19 protein-coding genes are annotated in these 23662 nt (G+C 45.7%); 12 read left to right on the top strand and 7 right to left on the bottom strand.

The window, feature by feature from the left end:
• Positions 1–21 precede the first annotated feature (21 nt).
• The 7 genes from DXN04_RS13240 to DXN04_RS13210 form a co-directional block, all read right to left on the bottom strand.
• Positions 22–984 (bottom strand): hypothetical protein, encoded by a 963-nt coding sequence (locus DXN04_RS13240; RefSeq protein WP_116853830.1) that lies wholly within the window; start codon positions 982–984, stop codon positions 22–24.
• Between the two features lie 122 nt (positions 985–1106).
• Complete coding sequence (locus DXN04_RS13235) at positions 1107–1316, bottom strand: hypothetical protein (protein WP_116853829.1); 210 nt, start codon at positions 1314–1316, stop codon at positions 1107–1109.
• Between the two features lie 49 nt (positions 1317–1365).
• On the bottom strand, positions 1366–1794 hold the full coding sequence (locus DXN04_RS13230; RefSeq protein ID WP_116853828.1) for a hypothetical protein: 429 nt from the start codon (positions 1792–1794) through the stop codon (positions 1366–1368).
• Between the two features lie 10 nt (positions 1795–1804).
• The gene (locus DXN04_RS13225) at positions 1805–2353 is read right to left on the bottom strand and encodes an RNA polymerase sigma factor (protein ID WP_072362710.1); all 549 of its coding nucleotides are present in this window, start codon (positions 2351–2353) and stop codon (positions 1805–1807) included.
• A gap of 145 nt (positions 2354–2498) precedes the next feature.
• Complete coding sequence (gene rsmG, locus DXN04_RS13220; protein WP_116853827.1) at positions 2499–3122, bottom strand: 16S rRNA (guanine(527)-N(7))-methyltransferase RsmG; 624 nt, start codon at positions 3120–3122, stop codon at positions 2499–2501.
• Positions 3123–3143: 21 nt separating this feature from the next.
• Complete coding sequence (locus DXN04_RS13215) at positions 3144–3791, bottom strand: putative polyvalent protein kinase domain-containing protein (RefSeq protein WP_116853826.1); 648 nt, start codon at positions 3789–3791, stop codon at positions 3144–3146.
• A 36-nt stretch (positions 3792–3827) separates the two neighbouring features.
• A complete protein-coding gene (locus DXN04_RS13210; RefSeq protein WP_116853825.1) occupies positions 3828–4961 on the bottom strand; it encodes a glycosyltransferase in 1134 nt (377 codons plus the stop codon).
• A 163-nt stretch (positions 4962–5124) separates the two neighbouring features.
• On the opposite strand from DXN04_RS13210, the gene tgt reads away from it, so the two are divergent.
• The 12 genes from tgt (at position 5125) to DXN04_RS13150 (ending at position 23568) form a co-directional block, all read left to right on the top strand.
• Positions 5125–6255 carry a tRNA guanosine(34) transglycosylase Tgt gene (gene tgt, locus DXN04_RS13205; RefSeq protein ID WP_116853824.1) on the top strand — a complete coding sequence of 377 codons (1131 nt, stop codon included), beginning with the start codon at positions 5125–5127 and terminating at the stop codon, positions 6253–6255.
• 21 nt (positions 6256–6276) lie between these two features.
• Positions 6277–7359 (top strand): LptF/LptG family permease, encoded by a 1083-nt coding sequence (locus DXN04_RS13200; protein WP_116853823.1) that lies wholly within the window; start codon positions 6277–6279, stop codon positions 7357–7359.
• A gap of 196 nt (positions 7360–7555) precedes the next feature.
• Positions 7556–8875, top strand: a complete 1320-nt coding sequence (locus tag DXN04_RS13195; RefSeq protein WP_116853822.1) for a citrate (Si)-synthase, eukaryotic — start codon at positions 7556–7558, stop codon at positions 8873–8875.
• A gap of 210 nt (positions 8876–9085) precedes the next feature.
• Positions 9086–11203, top strand: coding sequence for an ATP-dependent DNA helicase RecG (recG, locus tag DXN04_RS13190; RefSeq protein ID WP_116854318.1), 2118 nt, complete (start codon positions 9086–9088; stop codon positions 11201–11203).
• Between the two features lie 377 nt (positions 11204–11580).
• Positions 11581–15177, top strand: a complete 3597-nt coding sequence (locus DXN04_RS13185) for a gliding motility-associated C-terminal domain-containing protein (RefSeq protein WP_158569000.1) — start codon at positions 11581–11583, stop codon at positions 15175–15177.
• A 5-nt stretch (positions 15178–15182) separates the two neighbouring features.
• Complete coding sequence (locus DXN04_RS13180; protein ID WP_116854317.1) at positions 15183–16205, top strand: PorP/SprF family type IX secretion system membrane protein; 1023 nt, start codon at positions 15183–15185, stop codon at positions 16203–16205.
• 229 nt (positions 16206–16434) lie between these two features.
• Positions 16435–17010 carry a hypothetical protein gene (locus tag DXN04_RS13175; RefSeq protein ID WP_116853820.1) on the top strand — a complete coding sequence of 192 codons (576 nt, stop codon included), beginning with the start codon at positions 16435–16437 and terminating at the stop codon, positions 17008–17010.
• Positions 17011–17639: 629 nt separating this feature from the next.
• Entirely contained in the window at positions 17640–18338 is a 699-nt protein-coding gene (locus DXN04_RS13170) for an LOG family protein (protein ID WP_116853819.1), read from the top strand.
• A gap of 144 nt (positions 18339–18482) precedes the next feature.
• Positions 18483–19127, top strand: coding sequence for an O-methyltransferase (locus DXN04_RS13165; protein ID WP_116853818.1), 645 nt, complete (start codon positions 18483–18485; stop codon positions 19125–19127).
• Positions 19128–19236: 109 nt separating this feature from the next.
• Entirely contained in the window at positions 19237–21003 is a 1767-nt protein-coding gene (locus DXN04_RS13160; RefSeq protein ID WP_158568998.1) for a glucosaminidase domain-containing protein, read from the top strand.
• Between the two features lie 33 nt (positions 21004–21036).
• Positions 21037–21579, top strand: a complete 543-nt coding sequence (gene hpt / locus DXN04_RS13155; RefSeq protein ID WP_116853816.1) for a hypoxanthine phosphoribosyltransferase — start codon at positions 21037–21039, stop codon at positions 21577–21579.
• 192 nt (positions 21580–21771) lie between these two features.
• The gene (locus DXN04_RS13150) at positions 21772–23568 is read left to right on the top strand and encodes a YfbK domain-containing protein (protein WP_116853815.1); all 1797 of its coding nucleotides are present in this window, start codon (positions 21772–21774) and stop codon (positions 23566–23568) included.
• Positions 23569–23662: the final 94 nt, after the last annotated feature.

The following is a 23662-nucleotide window of genomic DNA, read 5'->3' as shown; positions in this document are numbered from 1 at the left end:
AGGTGCAAGCGTTTTTTTTAGCTATTTCCTGATCAATGCCTTCAGCTCCTCTATCTCCTTCTGCTGCTGTATCATGTGTAAGGTCAGCTCCTCCACTTTTTGCAACAATATCTTGTTCATCTCTCCCAGATCCTGCCCATCTTTCTCCACTGTTGCAGCACTCGGCACCTCCGGCAAATGCTTATTCTCTTTAATAAACGCCTCCACCTCTTTCAAAGAAGGCAATTGATAACCCGGTTCAAATACAAAATCCGCCCATCCACTTGCCGTTACCTTCACTTTTTTGGAGGTGACCGTACCATTTACTGCCAGTTCAGACTGTGGGCTCGTGGTACCAATACCCACGTATCCATTAAACCCAACAGTTAAACGTGGTAAACCCTGCGTAAAGAATTTAATCCCCATATAACCACTTTGGTACATGGTAAAACCACCTACCAGGTCAGGATCCTTTACCCATTGCAGCCCATAATGCAATTGTGATAAACCTGAATACGTGAACTTGTCATTCATAGAGATCCCAAAAGAGTATCCTGGACCACCCATCGCAATATTACCATCCACCTGCAATCTCGCAGTAGGATTAAACCCACCGCCAATCTCAACGTTACCTGTGTTATTAATCATCATCACAGGCAGGGGCGCATTTCCTGTCGCAAATACAATATGCCCGCCTGAAAGTCCAGCCTGCAGGACCAGGTGATTAGCAGCGGTAAATGGATACGAACCACCGGTATAACTCCTGTAAATAGTGGGTTCATTAGCATCTGTTCCTGTATTAAAAGCACTCTGGGTGCCTAAAAGCTTGATTCGTCCGCCTACGTTCAATGCATTTTCAGAAACGCCACTCACTATGCTGGTACCTACCCAGATGTTTTTACTGGTGTAGTTGCCGTTTGTCGCTTCTGTAACGGATTGCAGTGTTTGTGCATGGGCGACAGAGGCGATACCCGCGCATAGCAGGAATAGGGATAAATGTTTCATGTGTAAAGATTAACAACTGATTAAAGCATAATATTAATTAAAAAAGATGTACAAAACGTACATCTTTTTCAATGATTGTAATCCGTATAGTAATCGCTCATCTATAATCTCTCTGTTAATCACTAATCCAATATCTCACAATTAAACCCTTGTTCCTGTACAAACCTGATAATCTCATCCTCCTCCACATTCATATTTACAATCCTCAGCACCTTATCACAATCCTCCAGGTCCACATGACACTGGCCTACTTCATAATTATTCCGGATCGCATGGAGTACATTCGTTCTCTCTTCCGGTGTTGCTATATTAGTTCTGAATATTCCAATCATAGCATTAAAAGTTATTGATGGTTGAATGGCAAAGGAGAGCATGGCTAAATTATATATTGGTTCCTGTATCTGGTTTTGTTTCTTCTGGTTTAGACTGAGTGGCAGCATTTGCATCGATATCATCATACCAGCGGCTAAAGCGGTTATTCGGGCGGCACCAGTTCTTCAACCCTTCTTTCATTCGCTCTCTTTCTTCCGGTGTCATATTCGCATAGCGTTCTTTCAGCTTCTCATCCCAGGCCCTTCTGTTCCTTCTGAAACCACCTCCCGGACCGCCATGCCATCCAAAGAGCATTTTACCCAACAGGCAAAGGCCTAAACCCTGCCAGAAAGTAATGACTGGCCCGTGAAATAATTCAGGTATCAGGCAATTCCACAGTTCACGGATACCAAAGCCCAGCGCGGTGATGAAAACCACCCCCATGACAATGAACTTTAAAATATGTAAAGCCTTCGGCTTTCTTCCTCTCTTAAACATATAATGTGTTTTACAATTCTTCGTACAATTGTGCCAGCCGTTCGCGGAGATGCAGCACAGCATAGCGTTTCCTCGATAATAGGGTGTTCACGGGGATGCCGGTTTCAGCAGACAATTCCTTGAAGGATTTCCCTTCCAGTTCATGCTGTATAAATGCATAACGCTGTTCTTCCGGCAGCTCGTCAATGGCTTCCATAATGGCTTCTGCTAAAACTTTGCGTGTGAGTGGTGCGTCACTTTTGGCATCCTGATCGGCTATCAGTTCGGATAGGAATAAGGTCTCTTCTCCATCTATTTCCTGTGTATGATCGCTGAAGGTAGTCTCCCGTTTCTTGCGGAACCAGTCGGTAATTTTATTGCGGGTTACGGTAAACAACCAGGCGGTAATAGAGTCGATCTGACTACCCAGCCGGGAATATTCCGTAAACTGATACAAAACATCCTGTAAAATATCTTCTGCATCCGCCACATTATTCACCCTTTTACGGATGAAATGGAGTAGACGTTGCCGCTCCTTACGCACCGTTTCCTGTATGCGCTCATTTTGTTCAGCAGCCATAGCTAGAGGCGTTTTTGTTAGGAGCAATTCTTTCATCTTACTATTGGAGACGAAGGGAAATGCAGGATATTTTAAAGTTCAGGAAAGTTTTTTTGAATTTAAACTATAAATAATGAAAATCAATAATTTAAGAGAGGAATTATTTTTACTTATTTACTACGACCACATATTTCTCCTTGAAAAACTCTTCAGGGAATAACTGGTAAACGCTGGTAAGACGAGGTCTGAGGCCGCTTTCCTGTACTTCAAGCGCCAGGTCACCGCCCTTCAGGCAGATGAGGCCCGGTTGCTGCTCGTGGGCAGGAGCTTTTTTCAATAATGGTTTTCCCCAGCGCCAGAGGTCCTTTAATGGCGCTACGGCACGGGATACTATCACATCAAATTTTCTATCCTTGATTTCTTCGGCCCTGGAGTGAGCAGTACTTACATTCTTTAAGTCGAGGGCTTCGGCTACACCCTGTACCACCTTGATCTTCTTGCCAATAGCATCCACAAGGTGGAACTTTACTTCCGGGAAGAAGATAGCCAGCGGGATGCCGGGAAATCCACCACCGGTTCCGAGGTCGATGACCTGGTAGCCGTCCGGGAAATCAGCCATAGCGGCAATGGCCAGGGAGTGGAGGACGTGCTTTTCATATAAGGCATCGATGTCTTTACGGGAAATGACGTTGATCTTCTCGTTCCAGTCTTTGTAGAGTTCGAACAGTGCAGAGAATTGGTCGACCTGGGTAGGGGTGAAGTCCCCGAAGTATTTTTGAATGATGTCCATATGTGGGTGCAAAGGTAGGGTCTATTCTGAAATTGTGTAAAAAACCGTGTCTATAAAAAATAAAAGGCCTGAGTTGGAAAGGACATTTTCATCGTGGATGTCTTCTAAAAGAATGCCCAGGGAGCTGTTCTTATAATCGTTTCGTTTAATGTTTTCAAAACCATTATAGGCAAGGTGTTGCTTAACGTCATTTAGATCAACCAGGTCATCAGCTATGATAAAAGGTTGTTTCAATACTGCTTTTAAAACACCAGCAGTTTCAATAAATCCAAGGAAAGTATAAGAAGTGGCGGGGAAAAGGAGGTTATGAATGGTAATACTATTGAAGAATTCAAGCCAGGTTGCATAATAGATAGCATCATTTAATTTTATGACACTCTGCCCGTCATTGCCTAAATAGACTTCCGCTTCTCCACCCCTGGTCAAATAAAAAGCATGATCCGGCAGGCTGCTCACCCATAAGTTATTGTCAGAAGCAAATTCCTTTAGGTGTTCGGCCTGCTCTTTTTTGATGATTGCGTTACGTTCGAAGTCTTTTTTAACCGTTCTACTTGTGCTAAAGCCTGCGCATAAGTAATTACGGGCTGCTGTGCAATGATCTTTTGCCCCTTCAAGGCTATCTCCTCTAACGATATGTTCAAGTTTTCTACGGGTATCATTACTTAACATTTATACAAATTTACTAAAAATATCCTGCCTCTGCGCTTACCACCTGTTCTTCGACTTAAACAACAACGCCGGCGTAAATATCACATAATAAAAACACATAAATATATCCATAAACCAGCTAAACTTAAACAGATCCCCCTCATCCAGCTTCTTCATCGCCATAAACGTAATCACACTCTGCAACAACATCTTGCCCCCAAAGATCGACAACACATACACCATCATCGGCTGATAAAAAATACTCGCTATAAACAAAGGATAAAACAGGAAATGCGTCAGACTAAACAACCCCAACAGGAACTTATGACTAAACCTGTAATGCTTCCCGGTCGACATATGCCTCGTCTTCTGATGAAACCACTTCCTCCAGCTCGTCTTCGGCTCAGAATACGTAAATGCCTGTTTATTAATCACCACCCCCACATTATGCCTGTTCGCCGCCGCATTCACAAACAAATCATCATCGCCCGAAGCAATATGATGATGCGCCGTAAACCCTTTCTGACGACTAAACAACTCCCTCTTATAAGCCAGGTTCCTGCCCACACCCATATAAGTCACCCCGCTCAGCGCAAATCCCAGGTACTGCAAAGCACTGAAATAGGTCTCATACCTGATCACCTTATTCAGCAAGCCCGGCTTCTTCACATAAGGACTATACCCCAGCACAATCTCCTTCCCTTCTGAAAACCCCTGACTCATCAGCGCTAACCAATAAGTACTGCTGGGCTTACAATCCGCATCCGTAAGCAGGATATTCTCAAATTTGGCTGACCTGATCCCCATAGAAAGCGGAAACTTCTTACCAGGAATAAACTTGGCAGGTTGTTTAATCTCAATATGACGATAATGTGGATAACCAGCTTCGATAGAACGGAGGTAATATTTAGTATCATCCTCTGAATTGTCATTCACAACAATGACCTCATAAGATGGATTTTTTTTATCATGGAATCGCTGTAAAAGTACAGAAGGCAGGTTTTTCTGAAGGTTCAATTCTTCATCCTTGGCACATATAATAACTGAGAACTGTGATTCCGGCTCTGCATCAACGTCGAAGGTACGGCGATAAAAAGCTACCCTGGAAAAGACGATCAGGTAATAGAGGATCTGTATCCCTGCAACGGTAGCAAAACTGTAAAAGGCTATTAAGCCTAAGTTATACAACATAGCGTAGCAAATATATATGATTTCGATTATCTGTATAGTGCTGTGGAAAAAAAGATTTTTCAGGTAGACGGGACCCCGGTTTTCTCCAAACCAAACGGCGATTCTCCCTTAAAAAGCGCTAATGAATGGATTTACCTTATTTTTGCCCCCTGAAAATTGCCAGATGATATTCGAACTGACAACAACTGATAGTGAAAGTAAAGCCCGTGCCGGCGTTATTACCACCGGCCACGGCGTGATTGAAACGCCTATTTTTATGCCCGTAGGCACCGTAGGCAGTGTAAAAGCCCTGACCCAGGAGCAGATTAAAAATGATGTCCAGGCACAAATCATCCTTGGCAACACCTATCACCTCTACCTGCGTCCGGGCACGGACATCCTTTCCAAAGCCGGTGGTCTCCACAAATTCAACGGCTGGGATCGTCCTATCCTCACAGATAGTGGTGGTTACCAGGTATTTTCCCTCGCCGCAAACAGAAAAATCAAAGAAGAAGGCTGCCTTTTTCAAAGTCATATCGATGGATCCCGCCACCTTTTCACCCCTGAAAATGTAATGGACATCCAGCGAACCATCGGAGCCGATATCATCATGGCTTTCGATGAATGCCCGCCTTACCCCTCCGAATACCGCTATGCGAAAAAGTCTATGGAACTGACCCATCGCTGGCTGGATCGTTGTATTGCCCGCCTGAAGGAAACACAGCCTGCCTATGGACATGAGCAGACCCTGTTCCCCATCGTTCAGGGAAGTACCTACAAGGACCTCCGTACCATTTCTGCTACCGAAATCGCTGCCCGGGATTGTGCCGGCAACGCCATTGGTGGCCTTAGTGTAGGCGAACCCGAAGCTGACATGTATGAAATGTGCGAACTGGTATGCAACATCCTGCCAAAAGAGAAACCCCGCTACCTCATGGGCGTGGGTACTCCATGGAACATCCTGGAAAACATTGCTTTAGGCGTGGATATGTTTGACTGTGTCATGCCTACCCGCAATGGACGTAATGGTATGCTCTTCACCTGGAACGGTGTCATCAATATCAAGAACAAAAAGTGGGCAGACGATTTCTCGCCAATCGACGAAAACAGTCCCTGCTTCGCTTCCAGCCAATACAGCAAAGCTTATCTCCGTCACCTGTTCGTAGCCGGGGAGATCCTGGGTATGACCCTGGCCAGTATCCATAACCTGGCATTCTACCTGGAACTGGTGAAGGAAGCCCGGAAGCAAATTTTAACAGGAAATTATGCCCGGTGGAAGAACAGGATGGTGCCGCAGCTGAAACAAAGACTTTAGAATTTATTATTTTGCCGCCATATGATTACTAAAATAGATTGGTATATACTACGTAAGTTCATAGGTACCTTCATTTATTCCCTTTCTATCCTGCTTATAATATCTGTCGTGATAGATATTACAGAGAAGGTAGACGACTTTATGAATAGTAACTTATCTGTTTACCGGATCATCGTAGACTACTATTTTGGGTTTATTCCGCACATTGCCGCGCTCTTATTTCCACTTTTTATATTTATTTCCGTAATTTTCTTCACGTCGAAGATGGCGTATCGTACAGAAATCGTAGCCATCCTGAGTGCAGGTGTAAGTTTCAGACGTTTTCTCCGCCCTTACTGGATTGGAGCAATCCTTTTCGGTGGCATTCTCTGGCTGGGCAACTTCTGGACCGTACCAATTGCCAATAAGATCCGTACCAAATTCGAAAACACGTACGTGAACAAGAAGAAGGCATCAGAAAGTATGTACGACAAGAGCATCCGTATCGACAGCTTTACTTATGTCACCTTCGGTTCTTATGACCCTAACTACAAAAGTGGGGGGAACTTTGAACTGGAAGACATCCACGGGCAGGAAATGCGCATGAAACTGAGATCTGAACGAATTGAGTGGGATTCTGTTAAGAAAGTATGGAAACTCAACCTTGTGACTGTTCGTAAAATTAATGGCCTGCATGAAACCTGGTTCAAAACCAGGGATACCGTGCTCAAACTGGCCCTCAACCCCGCCGAAATGCATGAAGAAAAGAACATGCAGGAAGCAATGACCACCCCGGAACTGACCCGGTACATTGACAGGGAAAACCTGCGTGGTGCCGAAGGATTGAATGTATTTTATGTGGAAAAGTACCGTCGTACCGCATCCTCTGCAGCAGTGGTGATCCTGTCCCTCATCGGAGGTATCATTGCATCCAGAAAAGTCCGTGGAGGTAGTGGCCTGCACCTGGCAGTAGGTATCGTCATCAGTGCGACCTACATCATTATGTTGCAGTTCTCTACAGTATTCTCCATCAAGGCGAACCTGAACCCAATGCTGGCCGTATGGATACCCAATTTCGTATTCGGGGCACTTGGATTCTACCTGTACATGCGGGCTCCCAAGTAAAAAATTCACATTTCTTTAATATTTAGTGAATTTAGCATTCTTTACTTATTAGTATTTTGATAGCCAGTAGGTTATAGTATTGCGCATGAATGTATGCCCGGTTTGGGCTGATCATATTAATGTTAAGTTCATTAACAAATCATTACTTTTGACAATTGATCGTCTTTTTGTTATCATTACCAATTAACAGTTTAAAATGGGTCATATAAAAGAAAAATTTAAGGTCAAGGCCGATGAGCTGAACGTTGAGATTAAAGACCTTGTTAAAAACCACGGAACCAGAAAGATTGAGGATGTAACACTTGCACAGGTATACCAGGGGATGCGCGGCATCACTGGTTTAGTTACAGAAACATCACTACTGGATGCAAATGAAGGTATCCGTTTCCGGGGCTACAGCATTCCGGAACTGCGTGACAATTTGCCTAAAGTGAAAGGTGGAGCGGAACCATTACCGGAGGGACTGTTTTATTTGATGTTAATAGGAGAGTTGCCATCGGAAGCAGATGTACAACATTTATCCAGCCAGTTTGCACGTCGTTCCCATGTGCCAAACCATGTATTTGCTGCGATCGATGCACTGCCGGTGAGCGCTCACCCAATGACCATGTTCACTGTTGGAGTGATGGCATTGCAGACCGAATCTTCTTTTGCTAAGGCTTATGCAGAGGGGATCAATAAAAAAGACTACTGGAGCTATATGTACGACGATTCAATGGATCTCATTGCCCGTCTGCCACGTATCGCTGCTTATATATATCGCCGTAAATACAAAAACAACGTACATATCCAACCAAACGGTCTGCTGGACTGGGCTGGCAACTTCGCCCACATGCTGGGTTATGAAGATGAAGGCTTCAAGGAACTGATGCGTTTGTACATGGTTATTCACGCTGACCACGAAGGTGGTAACGTAAGTGCACATACTACTCACCTGGTAGGTTCTGCACTCAGCGATGCGTATTTATCATTTGCTGCTGGCATGAATGGCCTGGCTGGTCCGCTGCATGGTCTGGCTAACCAGGAAGTGATCAAGTGGATCCTGAATATGCGTGAAGAACTGGGTACCAATGCTCCCACCAAACAGCAGATTGAAGATTACGTACGCAAGACACTCGCAGATGGTAAGGTTGTTCCAGGTTATGGTCACGCCGTATTGCGTAAAACTGACCCTCGCTTCACCGCGCAGATGGAGTTTGCAAAAACACACCTGCCTGATGATGAACTGGTAAATATCGTATGGAATATCTATGAAACTGTACCACCAATCCTGGAAAACCTGGGTAAGGTAAAGAATCCATGGCCTAACGTAGATGCACATTCCGGTGCACTGCTGGTACACTATGGTTTGGTAGAGTATGAGTTCTATACAGTATTGTTTGGTGTAAGCCGCGCATTGGGAGTTTTAGCCTCGCTTTGCTGGGATCGTGCACTTGGTTTCTCTCTGGAGAGACCCAAAAGTGTGACTACTGAGTGGATGAAGCAGTTTATAGAAGGAAAAGTAGAAGCAGAATAATCAATTCTATATCTTTTAAGGAGCGAACTAATGAAGGTAACACTTCAATTAGTTCGCTTTTTTAATTTCAGCATTAGCTGGCATTACCCAGCACTAGCCGACCACCCCGGGAAACCTGCATTTGCCGCAGGCAAATGCAAGTTTCCCGGCAAAAGGATAAATGGCTTTTTTATAGTTCGCACTTCCGCTATTTTTGTATTTCACAAAATCATGGAATCCTCCACTAGAACTGCCATATTATCCAATCCAATAGAGTACCTGAAAGGGGTAGGCCCTCAACGGGGAGAACTCCTGCGCAAGGAAGTCAACATCCACACTTTCAGAGACCTGATGAACTATTTCCCCTTCCGCTACGTAGACCGTACCAAGGTGGAAAAGATCATCAGCCTCCATGCGCAAATGGATTTCGTGCAGATCAGGGGCCGCATCACCAGGATAGAAACCGTCGGCGAAAAACGCGCAAAACGCCTGGTAGCTACCCTCCGCGATGATACCGGCGAAATACCGCTCGTCTGGTTTCAGGGACATCAATGGATGGAGAAATCCCTCCAGCTCCACGCAGTCTACCTTGTATTCGGTCGTCTCTCCGTATTCAATGGCTACCTGCAAATGTCTCACCCGGAAATGGACCTGGCCACAGAAGAAACTGCCACCGGCAAAGCAACACTGGAACCAGTCTATTCCACCACCGAAAAATTAAAAGCAAGAGGATTATCTGCCAAGGCAATCGGCAAGCTTACAAAAAATCTGCTTGAACAATTGTCACCGCACGAAATCCCGGAGAATATCCCGCTCCCCGTCCTGCAGCAATACCGCCTGATGGACAGGGCTAAGTCCTTTTTCAAAATTCACTTCCCTGCCAGTGAAGACGATGCTGCGCAAGCCAGGAGAAGACTGAAATTTGAAGAACTGTTCCTCGCCCAGATCCGCATCTGTAGGCTCAAGATCAGAAGACAAGCCGCTTCGCACGGGTTCCTGTTCACAAGTGTTGGTGATACGTTTAATACTTTTTACAACGAACACCTGCCCTTCGCCCTCACCGGTGCCCAGAAAAGAGTGCTCAGGGAAATCAGGCAGGACACCGCCACCGGCAGGCAAATGAACCGGCTTGTGCAGGGAGACGTAGGTAGCGGTAAAACCATGGTAGCCCTGCTCACCATGCTCCTGGCCATTGACAACGGATTTCAGGCCTGCCTCATGGCACCCACAGAAATCCTGTCTCAGCAACACTACAAAGGCATTGCTGAATTCCTCGAAAAAATGGACATCCGGGTCGCCCTGCTCACCGGCAATGTAAAAGGCAAAGCCCGTAAGCAGATTCTGAAAGATACGGAAGAAGGAAAAATACATATCCTCATCGGCACCCATGCCCTGCTGGAAAACCAGGTGGTTTTCCACAACCTGGGCCTCGCCATCGTAGATGAGCAACATCGATTTGGGGTAGCCCAGCGTGCAAGGCTATGGCAAAAAAACACCATGCCCCCGCACATTCTGGTCATGACAGCAACACCCATCCCCCGTACACTGGCAATGACGGTATACGGAGATCTGGATGTGTCTGTTATCGATGAACTGCCCCCCGGCCGTAAACCTATCACCACTGTACATCGTACGGAATGGCAGCGTCCTTCGGTGATGAATTTCATCAAAGATGAAATCAAAAAGGGTCGCCAGGCATACATCGTATACCCATTGATCGAAGACTCTGAAACCCTTGATTATGAGAATCTCATGAAAGGGTATGAAGAGGTGAAAGCCTTCTTCCCCGAGCCACAGTACTATATTAGTATGGTACACGGCAAGCAACCGCTGGATCTGAAAGATGCCAACATGCAGCGGTTCGTGACCGGCGATACCCAGATCATGGTGGCGACCACCGTAATCGAAGTAGGGGTAAACGTACCCAATGCCTCCGTGATGGTGATAGAAAGTACCGAAAGGTTCGGCCTTTCCCAGCTGCACCAGCTGAGAGGCCGTGTAGGAAGAGGCGCAGAGCAGTCTTACTGTATCCTCATGACAGGAAACAAACTGGGAGCTGACTCCAAAGAACGTATTAATGTTATGGTACAAACCAACGATGGTTTCATCATTTCAGAAAAAGATATGGAGCTGAGAGGACCCGGTGATATAGAAGGTACCCGCCAGAGTGGAATACTGGACTTAAAACTGGCTGATATAGTGGCGGATAAAGCCATCCTCGAAGCTGCCCGTGCCAGCGCAGAAAAAATATTACAGGAAGATCCTGATCTCGCACTGCCTGAAAATCAGCCATTACAGCGATATCTGGCCGTGCAGCAAGGAAAATCACAATGGAGCAAAATCTCATAAAACCATACCCGCGCCCCATTGTCAGAAAATAACCTGTGCATGCAAAATTTCCTGCCGGGGTTTTACGTTTATCTATAGAATGCGCCCCGGTTTATCGATATAAAGAAGGTTCAACTTAAACTCCCTCGGGATTTATTCATCTAATTTCCCGTAGCAGGCAGGTTGGGATAATACAGACTAAAGGTTGGCGCTGTTATTGCGGTAACATATTACCGACTTCTGCGTTAAAGCTTAGTGACATTGATCAAGACATAAAATACTCCTTATCCATTGATATCTCAATGGATAGAAACAAGAAATATACAATACGGATGAAATGTAGGTTCCCTATAGGCTGCTTAGCTTTTATCATTTCGCTGTTCGCAGGCGGAAAAATAATGGCACAGACGGCGACGACGCAGGAAATGTATTATAGCAGAGCTCTGAAATTCACAGAGAATAAAGGGCAATGGACAGGCGATTTCCTATACCAGGCAGATATGGGTGGCGGTGCGGTATTCCTGAAGCGCACCGGCTTCAGGTTCCTGTTACAGAACAAAGACGACATGTTTGCCCTGGCTGAAAAAATGCACGGGCATGCAGGCCTCGGCGATACCACATGGAAGATTGTACCCGGTACAGTAACTGCCGGCAGCTCAATCGCCCGCACGGCTTCCTCTTCCCCCGGCAATACTTCCGATTCCTTACCGGTAATCAGAAGCCATGCCTACGAAGTGACCTTCCTGAATGCAAACAATCCTGAAATCTCCCCGGATAAAGCAGAAGAAACATATTCCAATTACCTGATCGGAAATGATAAATCCAAATGGGCCTCACATGTGAAATCATATGGCCTGGTCAATTACAAATCTTTATATACCGGTATTGATATGCAGGTATATTCAGATGCAGGTGTTTTGAAATATGATCTGATTGTAGCCCCAGGAGCAGATCCCTCACTGGTGCAGATGCAATATACAGGTGCGAACAAAGTAGAAGTGAAGAAAGGAAACCTCATCATCACCACTTCTGTAGGTACGGTAACTGAACAAATGCCCACCGCATATCAGTACATTGACAACGAACGTGTAAGCGTAAAGGTAGCTTACTCACTTAGTGGCAATAAACTGAAATATAAAGTGAGTGATTACAACACCGCTTATCCGCTGATCATCGATCCAAGTTATATCTTCTCCACTGTAACCGGTTCTACTGCGGACAACTGGGGTTTTACTGCTACCTACGATGGTGCAGGTAATTTCTATGGCGGCGGTATCGTATTCGGAAATGGATATCCCGCTACCACAGGTGCCTTCCAGACATCTTTTGGCAGTGGTGGATTTGATATCGCAATCAGTAAATTTTCTTCCAATGGCCGTCAGCTCATTTATGCTACTTATCTGGGTGGTAATGGCAAAGAACAACCTCATAGCTTATTCGTAGATGCAGATAATAACCTCGTGATATCAGGCAGAACCACTTCTGCTGATTACCCTTATTCCAAAATGATTGGAACAAGAGGTGGCTGGGATATTGCAGTGACAAAACTGAATGCAGATGGTTCTGCATTTATTGGTTCACTCCTGATCGGCTCCTCTGTTGACGATGGTGTAAATATCCGGGAAGACAGGGCACAGGGACCCAGCCTGCTGCTGCGTAACTATGGCGATGATGCTCGTAGTGAAGTTGTGATCGATGATGCTGGTTATATCTATGTGGCCAGTTGTACACGTGGTAGCGATTTCCCCGTTACCGCAGGTGTATTGCAGTCTAATTTCGGCGGAAAACAGGATGGTGTGATCATGAAAATAAACCCTACCTGTACTGACCTGGTCTGGGCTACCTTCATAGGTGGTAGCAATGAAGATGCTGCCTACGTACTGGCACTGAACGGAACCAGCAGTTTATACGTAGCCGGTGGTACCGCCAGCAATGATTTCCCTATGAGAGGAAATGGTTTATACAAGTCATACAAAGGCGGTGCCTGCGATGGCTGGATAGCACATATTACTTCAGATGGTACGGCTATTTCACAGAGTACTTACATGGGAGCTACAACTGCAGCCGCTGATCAGGTATATGGTATCCAAATGGACAGCAAAGGTTTTGTGTACATCATGGGTACAACAGAAGGCACCTGGCCGGTGGTTCAACCTACAGGAACCACCACTTTTTACAACGACAATTCCAGGCAGTTCATTGCAAAATTACAACCTGACCTGTCTGCATTTGTATACAGCACTACATTTGGTAAAGCATCCTCCACACCAAGTATATCTCCCGTGGCCTTCCTGGTGGACCGCTGCGAGAATGTATACGTGTCCGGATGGGGTGGTGGCATCGATATCGACTTACTTTATCCTAACTCCAATACCGGAAGTTTGCCTACCAAAAATGCATTGCAGAAAACAACAGATACGCAGGACTTCTACTTCTTCGTATTACAGCGGGATGCCCGGGATGTGCTGTTTGCCAGCTACTTTGGAGGTAATGGTACCTATGAACACGTAGATGGCGGTACCAGCCGTTTCGATAGGAATGGTGTAATCTACCAGGGTATCTGTGCATGGTGTGGTACAAGCCCCAATTACAGGCCAAGATATCCGACTACACCCGGTGCATATGCCACTACCGCACCCCCGGATAACAAATGTAACCTGGGTTGTCTGAAGATTGCATTCAACCTGGATGGTGTAAGAGCAGGTATCAAAACAGAAGATAGAAAAACAAACTATTGCGTACCTGCAACCATTACCTTCATCGATACCACACATACCAGCGCAGTTACCTGGACATGGAATTTTGGCGATGGTTCAGCACCCGTAACCGGTACAAGTGATACCATCCAGCATACTTATAATAATCCGGGTAACTATACTGTAAGCCTCATCAAATGTGATCCTGCCAGCTGTAACGGTTGTGATACAGCAACACTGCAGTTGCGGATCAGAACAGACGAAGCAGTATTCAACATGACAGCGACCAGACAACCACCATGTGAGTCGCTCACCTATGAGTTTGACCTGGTAAGCACACCGCCTAAACCATATCAAAGCAATTCATTCTCGCTTAATTTCGGTGATGGTACAGGTGCTATTGCAGTCGGCCCTTCAGACTTCCCTTACACACATGCTTATGCAGCAGATGGGATCTACAATGCAACGCTTACACTGGTGGATACAAACTATTGTAATGCACCTGATGTAGATACCATTACACTGCGTGTAGCAGCCAACGTGAAAGCATCATTTGTAGTACCTGATAGTTCCTGTGTACCGGCTACACTGGAATTTAATAACACGACTGCAGGTGGTGAAACATTCACATGGGATTTCGGTGATGGCACTACTTCAACAGATATTTATCCAACACACACCTATTATACGGCAGGCGATTATCCTGTTACATTGAGTGTTGTAGATAACAATACCTGTAACAAGACAGATGATACCACCGTTACAATACATGTATTCGATGCGCCAACGGCGGACTTTACCTATTCACCCGTAACGCCGGTTGAGAATACGCCGATAACATTTACCAATCAGTCATCTGCAGATGCGATTGCTTTTGAGTGGGAGTATGGAGATGGCGCTATTTCAACACAGACGAATCCTGTGTATCAATACAATTCAACAGGTGTGTACGATGTATACCTGATAGCTACGAATGCAGCAGGATGTAAGGACACAGCTTTGAAACAGGTGAGTGCAATCGTGATACCATTATTTGATATTCCTTCCGCATTCTCTCCGAATGGAGATGGCGTGAATGATGTGTTCCTGGTGAGAGGATTTGGTATCGCTAAGTTTAATATGAAAATTTATAACCGCGTAGGCCGGCTGGTATTCGAAACAAATGATGCGAATATTGGCTGGGACGGGGTATACGCTGGAACGATTCAGCCAATGGATGCCTATGCCTATGTCATCAATGTGCAGTTCAGTGATGGCACTTCGGCAACAAAGAATGGTAGTGTAACCTTGTTAAGATGACGAACATGAAGCAGTTTGTAAAATTTATCGCGGGTTGTACGATGCTGTTGGGAACAGCAATACAGGGGAATGCGCAGGACATGCATTTCTCTCAGTACTTCAATGCTCCATTGCTGACTAACCCGGCAAATACAGGATTTATTCCGGACGGTAACTACCGCCTGGGAGTGACTTACCGCGACCAGTGGGCAAGCATCCCTGTGCCCTACCGAACGATGTCCGCCTTCGGCGATTTCCAGTTGTTTCGCGACAAACTGGAATATGGCTGGGTAGGGGTAGGAGGAGTACTGCTGCGGGATGTGGCAGGTTCCGGCAACCTGACATCGACCAAGGCTTATGCCTCAGTAGCATATCACCAGTTGTTAGGACAAAGCAGCCTGTTGTCACTAGGTTTTAATGTAGGGAGTGCAAATAAGCGGGTGGATGTCACCAAACTGACATTCGGGGATCAGTGGAACGGAAAGTTCTTCGATGCACAGGTGCCGACAGCAGAGCCTTTCAATGCAACGAGTGTGACTTATTATGATATGCAGGTGGGTATGAACTATGCTTATTTCCCTACTGATAATATCTATATCAATGCGGGTGTATCAGCACAGCATGTGAATAAGCCCCGTGAGACATTCTATGAAGGGAATACAGTGATTCCGAGATTGTATACCGGATTTATCAATGCGAGTATCAAGATGAGTGATAAGGTGATCATTAATCCTTCGGCTTATTATGCAAGGCAGGCAGGGTCTAATGAGGTGGTAATGGGAGGTAATCTTGCATATAATTTGTCAGAACACGGAGAGACGCAGTTGTACGGCGGGGTATATTACAGGGTGAAGGATGCGGCAGTGTTGCTGGTGGGATATCAGTTGAAAGGGGTGAAGATGATGTTTAGTTATGACGCGACGATGTCTTCATTGTCGGCAGCAAATAGCCATAGAGGAGCATATGAAGTGGGAATAGTGTATACCGGTTTGTACCCGAACAGGGCGTTTAACGGGGCGAAAAGGATGACGATTTGTCCAAGTTTCTGATGATATATTTTTCCTCTTTACAACCCGGGATTGTTTCAAAAGTAATCTGAAGGCATTGAGAATTTCATAAACTAAAATTCTCTCCATCAGGTACCCGGATTCATCCCGGGAATGGTACTTTTGATACAACCCCGGGTTTTTTCGTAATAGCAAATACTGTAACTTGCTGCTTACCATCGCCGTTAAACTATTGGTGGTTTCAACAATCAAATAATACTCAAAGTATACTATGAAACGAATATTGTTTTGCTTATTCCTGTTAGGTACTGTTCACCTGGCGCAGGCGCAGTACTACAAAACAGACACCGCAAGGAAGAAAGAGTTCGACGCTTCCCGTCTTATGATCGGAGGTTCAGTAGGACTTGCCTTTGGGGATTATACCAATATTGATTTTTCTCCATTGATCGGTCTCCGCATCAACGATATGTTTGCAGCAGGTGTCGCTATTAATGCCCAATACGGTTCGGAGCGTTTCCGTTATTATGACGGAACTACTTCGCAGCGCAACCAGTATTCCATCGTAGGTGGCGGACTCTGGGGTCGTTTTTACCCGTTTGACTTCATGTTTATCCACATACAGCCGGAGTATAACTTTATCAATGTAAAGACTACCCTGTATGATCCAAAGGAGACATACTCAGATCATTACGGTGTACCTAGTTTGCTGATGGGTGGTGGTTATGTGCAGCCAATCAGTGACAGGGCGGCCATCAATATTATGGCACTGTACGATGTGATTCAGGATAGCAGGTCACCATATTCAAACGGTTTGATCCTGAGAGTAGGCGCTACATTAGGACTTTAATAAGATCATTTTATAAAAAAAAGGCTGGCCATTTTTAGGGTCAGCCTTTTTTATTTCCCTTTACCAGCTATCATTTAGCATAGATAAATTGTATAATTGACACTGTTAAAAAACTTGTTATCACAGGTATCATGATTATTTCAGTGTCATAATTGTTTTTATGGGTTATTATCAGTAATTTTTGTAAAAATTGGCCTTCCACGTTGCCTGGCCAATCCGATAAACCACGTTAGGATGAAGGCATTGTACTGTATACAAATCTGCTGCGGCAGAGAGCAAATTACTATATGAGGAAAACCTTGAAGTGACCAGCACCTGTGCTGTTTTTTGCTATGCTATATAATCAGGTTAATGTGTAAATCAGCATAAAGATATTTAAGATAATGCGGTGGGCCTTATAGGCTGCTGCATGTTCATAACGTGTTAAATGTTAAGCGGGTTTCTTTCAAGTTACCTGCTTCTTTAAGGTGATTATGCTAACTGTCGTCGTTCTCCTTTGAGGGGAAGGTAAATTCCTGTATTCACTCCATTCTTTGCTGAGGCGTTAGCCTAAAAAAAAGCCTTTTCCTTGCTGCCGCAGGCCAATTCTTTAGTATTTTAGCTTTATATAAAAAAAATCCATAGCTATAATGAACGATCGTTTAATGAATTTGAAAGAAAGGGACTGGACAGAAACCAAAGCACATTCCAGCTGGCAGATCTTCAAGATCATGGCCGAATTTGTAGAAGGCTTCGAAGCCATGGCCAAAATGGGCCCTTGCATCTCCATCTTCGGTTCCGCCAGAACCAAGCCTGGCAATAAATATTACGAACTCGCCCATGAAATAGGTCGTCGCCTTGCTGACGAAGGCTTTGGTATCATCACCGGCGGAGGGCCCGGCGTAATGGAAGCTGCCAACCGCGGTGCCCAGGAAGCGAAGGGGAAATCCGTAGGTGTGAACATTACATTGCCGCATGAACAGTTCCCGAATCCATATGTAGACCATGATAAGAACCTGCATTTTGACTACTTCTTTGTGCGTAAAGTGATGTTTACCAAGTACTCACAGGGTTTTGTTATGATGCCTGGAGGCTTTGGTACGATGGACGAATTCTTTGAGGTAGCGACCCTGATCCAGACGAAGAAGATGACGGAAACGCCGATGGTACTGGTGGGTAAAGAGTATTGGAGTGGACTGCTGGAGTGGATCCGGACTACGATGATGGAAAAAGAGAGTAATATATCACCGGAAGATCTGGGCCTTTTGAAGCTGTTTGATACGGCGGATGAGGTGGTGGAATATTTCAGGGTGTTTTACACGACGAATAAGTTGCGGCCTAACTTCTAAGGGAATTTTGGGTAAAAAGACAGGGAACTTAAGCGGATTAAAGGGATATTCCAGCTTATTCTTCCCTACAGTCTGGCTACCCATAAACTTCCAAAAGCACTATCCTTCGGGGTATTTTCTGTAGGTTTGCAAAAATTAAACGCAATGGATATAATTCCAGCCAACGTGGAAGCGTTTGCAGAGAAGTACAGCACCCCGGAAAGCGAGGTGCTAAAACAATTGAACAGGGAAACAAACCTGAAGGTAGAGCAGCCACATATGCTGAGCGGTCACCTGCAGGGGCAGTTCCTTAGCCTGGTCAGCCACATGCTGCGCCCGGAAAGGATCCTGGAACTGGGGACATATACAGGCTATTCCGCCATTTGTCTGGCGCAGGGACTTACACCTACAGGCATATTGCATACTATCGACATTAACGAAGAAAGAGAAGATATGTGCCTGCGTTACTTTGAGAAGGCAGGCCTTTCTGATAAGATCAAAATGCACATCGGCAAGGCAGCGGATGTTATAGCGCAGTTTGACGATGTATTTGATCTGGTATTTATTGACGCAGACAAAGCAGGGTATGAGAAATATTATGATCTCGTGTGGGAAAAATTACGTCCCGGCGGGATTATTTTAGCAGATAATGTGATGTTTCATGGAGAGACCTTGCTGGAACCTGCACAGCAGAGCAATAATGCGAAAGCAATGGTGAAGTTTTGTGAGAAAGTAGCTGCAGATGGGCGTTCGGAACAGTTATTGCTTACGCTGCGGGATGGATTGCTGATGATCAGGAAAAAGAGTTAGGATCAGTGATGTGGAAAATTGAAGGCAAATTTGCTCCTCCTGCATACATACTTACTAACTACCAGGAGTCGCAACTTTATTCAAAAACGAACCCATTAAATTCATGTACATGCAACTAAGGAGATGCTTTTTCGCGGTCAGTTTTCTTATTGGCTGCATGCCATTTGTGAAAGCACAGACCACATCGACACCGCAGTACATTGCGATGTACAAAGACATCGCGATCGATGAAATGAAGCGGAGTGGAATCCCGGCTTCCATTACCCTGGCACAGGGTGTATTGGAAACCCAATCCGGCAACAGCTGGCTGGTACAGAATTCCAACAATCACTTTGGTATCAAATGTAAAAACAACTGGACTGGTCAAACTGTGAACTATGATGATGATGCACGCCAGGAATGTTTTCGAAAATACAATACAGCTGCAGACTCTTACAAAGATCACTCTGATTTCCTGAAGAATAACCCTCGTTATTCTTTCCTCTTCCAGTTCCAGATGGAAGATTACAAGTCATGGGCATATGGATTGAAGCAGGCAGGTTATGCCACCAGCAAAACCTATCCACAGCAGCTGATCAAGGTGATTGAAGACTATAACTTACAGCAATATACGATGGAAGGAGAAGGGCGGATAGCCAGGTCTACACCTTCAACCATTACGAATACGAAACCTTCCACCACTACCACCGGGAAAGGCAATACAGCTGCTGCTGCTGACAAACCAATTCCATCCGGTGTATTTGAAATCAATGGCCGCAAAGTACTGTATGCCGAGGCAGGTACTGCATTGATCCAGGTCGCTGATGAAAAGGATATCAAACTGCGTAACCTGGTGAAGTATAATGACCTTGCCAATGATGATCCTTTGCCAAAGAGTAATTACATCTTTTTGGAGAAGAAAGGGAAGACAGGCAAGAACGATTTTCACGTAGTTAAGCAGGGAGAAACCATGTATGATATTTCCCAGGCAGAAGGTATCCAGTTACGCTGGTTACGCCGTCGTAACAGGATGAAAGAAGGAGAGGAGCCAGCAGCTGGTCAGCGATTGGCACTGCAGGGCTATGCAAGTACTAAGCCCGATCTCGCAAAGATTCCGCCTCCGGAAGATCCAACTGAAGGAGACCTGAATCCTAAGCAGATTGTAGATGATGTGAAGACTGAAATGGAGCGCCAACAACAGCTGGCACAACAGCAACAGGCACAGCAACAACAGGCGCAATCACAGCCGCAGGTGAATAAACTGCCTGACGGTATGGTGGATGATCTGAAGAAGATTGGAGATGTGACACCGGCAGGCACCAGCACTACTGCTGCAAAACCAGCTACTTCAGCAACTAAGCCGGCATACAATCCGGCACCTGCTACTTCAGCACCTGTTGTGAATGCTTCTGCAAGTGTAGGAACATCTGCTCAACCAGTAGCCACCACACCTGCAGCAACCGCACCTTCACAACCAATAGCCACCACACCTGCGCAGCCTGCGGCTTCCAAACCTGTAGCCACCACACCTGCTACTCCTGCTCAAACACCAGCTACTCAAACATCAACACCAGCAGCTCAAACGTCTGCTCCGGTGGCACCAGCACCAGTAGCACCAACACCTGTAACCTCCACACCAACACCTTCCCCTGCTCAGCCGACAGCCTCCACGCCTGGTCCTCAGCAGCCCCCTCCATCCACCACACCAGGCGGATTACCAGAAGGAACTATTCAGGTGGGAAACTTGTTATATCACGATGTCACTTCCAAAGAAACACTCTACGGCATCTCAAAACGCTACAACATAACCGTAGAACAGTTAAGGGAATGGAATCAACTGGAAGCCTACGATATTAAAATCGGCCAAAGGCTTTTAGTAGGAAAAGCACAACAATAAGAACAATTTAATCAATCGTAAATAAGGAAACACATGTCTGTTATTCAGGTTCATGACAAACAATTCACACCTTACATCAACGCAGATAAACTCCAGGCGCGTATTCAGGAACTGGCAGCCGCTATCAGCAATGACCTCAAAGGTGAAAAACCATTATTCATTGCCATCCTCAACGGCTCCTTCATGTTTGCCGCTGATATGTTTAAATACCTGACCATAGAAGCAGAGATCTCGTTTATCAAACTCGCTTCCTACAAAGGCATGAAGTCGACCGGAAACGTAGTGCAGGCAATTGGCCTGGATGAAGATCTGTTCGGCCGTACTGTCGTGATCCTGGAAGACATCGTGGACACAGGAAAAACACTGAGCCAGTTCCTCCCACAATTAGAACATCAGCAACCTAAAAAACTGCTCGTTACTTCCCTGCTCACCAAACCGGAAGCAATGAAGTTCCCCATTAAGATCGATTATCTCGGTTTTAGTGTACCTAACAAGTTCCTCCTGGGTTATGGCCTGGACTATGATGGCCTGGGTAGAAACCTGCCGGAAATCTACCAGTTAGTTGAAAATGCCTAAGGCGATTTCGAAGGAACTTAATCCTTAGCAAAAGAGGTAGGTTCTTTTTCCAGCAAAAAACGCCCTCCGGCATTAGCAAAAAAAAGAAAATCTCCCTACCTCCGCAGGCCCACTAATATTTCAGAAAATCCCTTCTGCCTAAAAACAGAAGGGATTTTTTGCTTATATTACACTAACTGATGCAGAATTCCAATGGAAAAGCTCCTGATGCTGCTCGCCAGCCTGCTAATCCTTGTACCTGCGAATGCACAGAAAATTTACATCACCGGAGCCGTAGAGGACAGTATTTCACACAATCCCTTACCCGGTGTATTAATCTCAGTGATCAATGATACCGCAAAAGTCGCTACCAATCAGTATGGACTTTTTCGGATTGCGGTGCCTTCCCAGGACGCTATATTACTCTTCCAACTGGACAAATACCGCCCTAAACGGGTTCCCGTAGGTGTGTACAACCGTATCCTCGTCCAACTGGATGCCATCGACAACCCAAAAGATGCCATCGCCAAAGCCAAAGCTATTGCCCGTGACCGCTCCTCCAATGGCTCCAATCCAAACTATGGCAATACCAGCATGGGTACCCGCGTCTTCTTCGACGAAACCTACGGCACCCTGTACGAAAATCAATTCATGAAAACCCTGATCCGCAGCCACTCTACCTTCGCCGTAGATGTAGACAGGGCCGCCTATAGCAATATCCGCCGCTTCATCCGACTCAAAGAAAAAATCCCCGTAGATGCTGTGCGCATCGAAGAAATGCTCAACTACTTCACCTACCACTATCCCCCTCCCCCCAGGGACCAAACCTTAGCCATCTACAGCAGCTACGGTACCTGCCCCTGGAAACCAGAACACCGTTTACTGCAAATCGCCGTTAGAGGCGCTGTGATGCATACAGATAGCCTGCCTCCCAGCAACCTTGTATTCCTGATCGATGCCTCCGGCTCCATGGCACCCGCCAATAAACTACCCCTACTGCAGGCCGCTTTCCGCATCCTGGTGAATAATCTCAGACAGAACGACCACGTTGCTATCGTTGCCTACGCAGGTGCCCCAGGCATAATCCTGCCCAGTACCTCAGGAGATCAGAAAGATAAAATCCTTAATGCTATCGACAACCTCAGTGCAGGTGGCGCTACCGCAGGAGAAGCTGCCATCAAACTCGCTTATCAGCTGGCACAGGATAATTTTATCAAAGATGGTAACAACCGCGTAATCATGGCTACTGACGGCGATTTCAATGTAGGGCAGACCAGTGACGTAGATATGGAACAACTCATCGTGAGCAGGAAAGAAAGTGGCGTACTCCTTACCTGCCTCGGTTTCGGTATGCGTGACTATAAGGACAGCAAGCTCCAGACACTTTCCAGCAAAGGCAATGGCAACTTCGCCTACATCGACAACCTCGAAGAAGCCAGTAAGATCTTTGCCCGTGAATTTGGCGGTACCCTCTTCACCGTCGCCAAAGATGTGCAGGCAGAAGTCTACTTCAATCCCGGAATGGTGAAATCTTATCGCCTGATCGGCTATGAAAATAAAGTAATCAGTAACGCAGATACTACCGGGGGCAGGGTATCCGGAGGCATTGTAGGAGCGGGGCATTGTGCCCTCGCTATGTATGAAATAGTGCCCGGAACCGAAGGTAGTCATAGCCTTCGGGATACCGATGTCGTTTTTAATCCCGCAGACAGCCTTCTGGCTAAAATCAAAATCAATTATCAAGTCCCCACCGATTCCTCTTTCCATACCATCTGGCATCAAATCCCTGATTCCTGTGTCGCTTTTGAAGATGCCGATCCTGATTTTCGTTTTGCATCCTCAGTCGCATTATGTGGCATGATTTTACGACATTCTGCTTACAAAGGGGAAGGTGACAGCAAAATGGTATTGGAGATCGCTAAGAGAGCACTGGGCGATGATCCTGGAAATTACCGCAAAGAATTTATCAAGCTGGTTAAAGACCTGAAAAAGAACAAGAACGTTAACTAGAAAAGTCCTGAGCATAACCATATCTGCTTGATTTACATTTCTACATGTTTCGTGGATTTACTGCCTCAACTGTTAAACTTTGTTAAAGGTGTAA

It is taken from the genome of Chitinophaga silvisoli (assembly GCF_003412465.1).
Classification (GTDB): domain Bacteria; phylum Bacteroidota; class Bacteroidia; order Chitinophagales; family Chitinophagaceae; genus Chitinophaga; species Chitinophaga silvisoli.
This window is presented reverse-complemented; position numbering and strand designations above follow the sequence as displayed.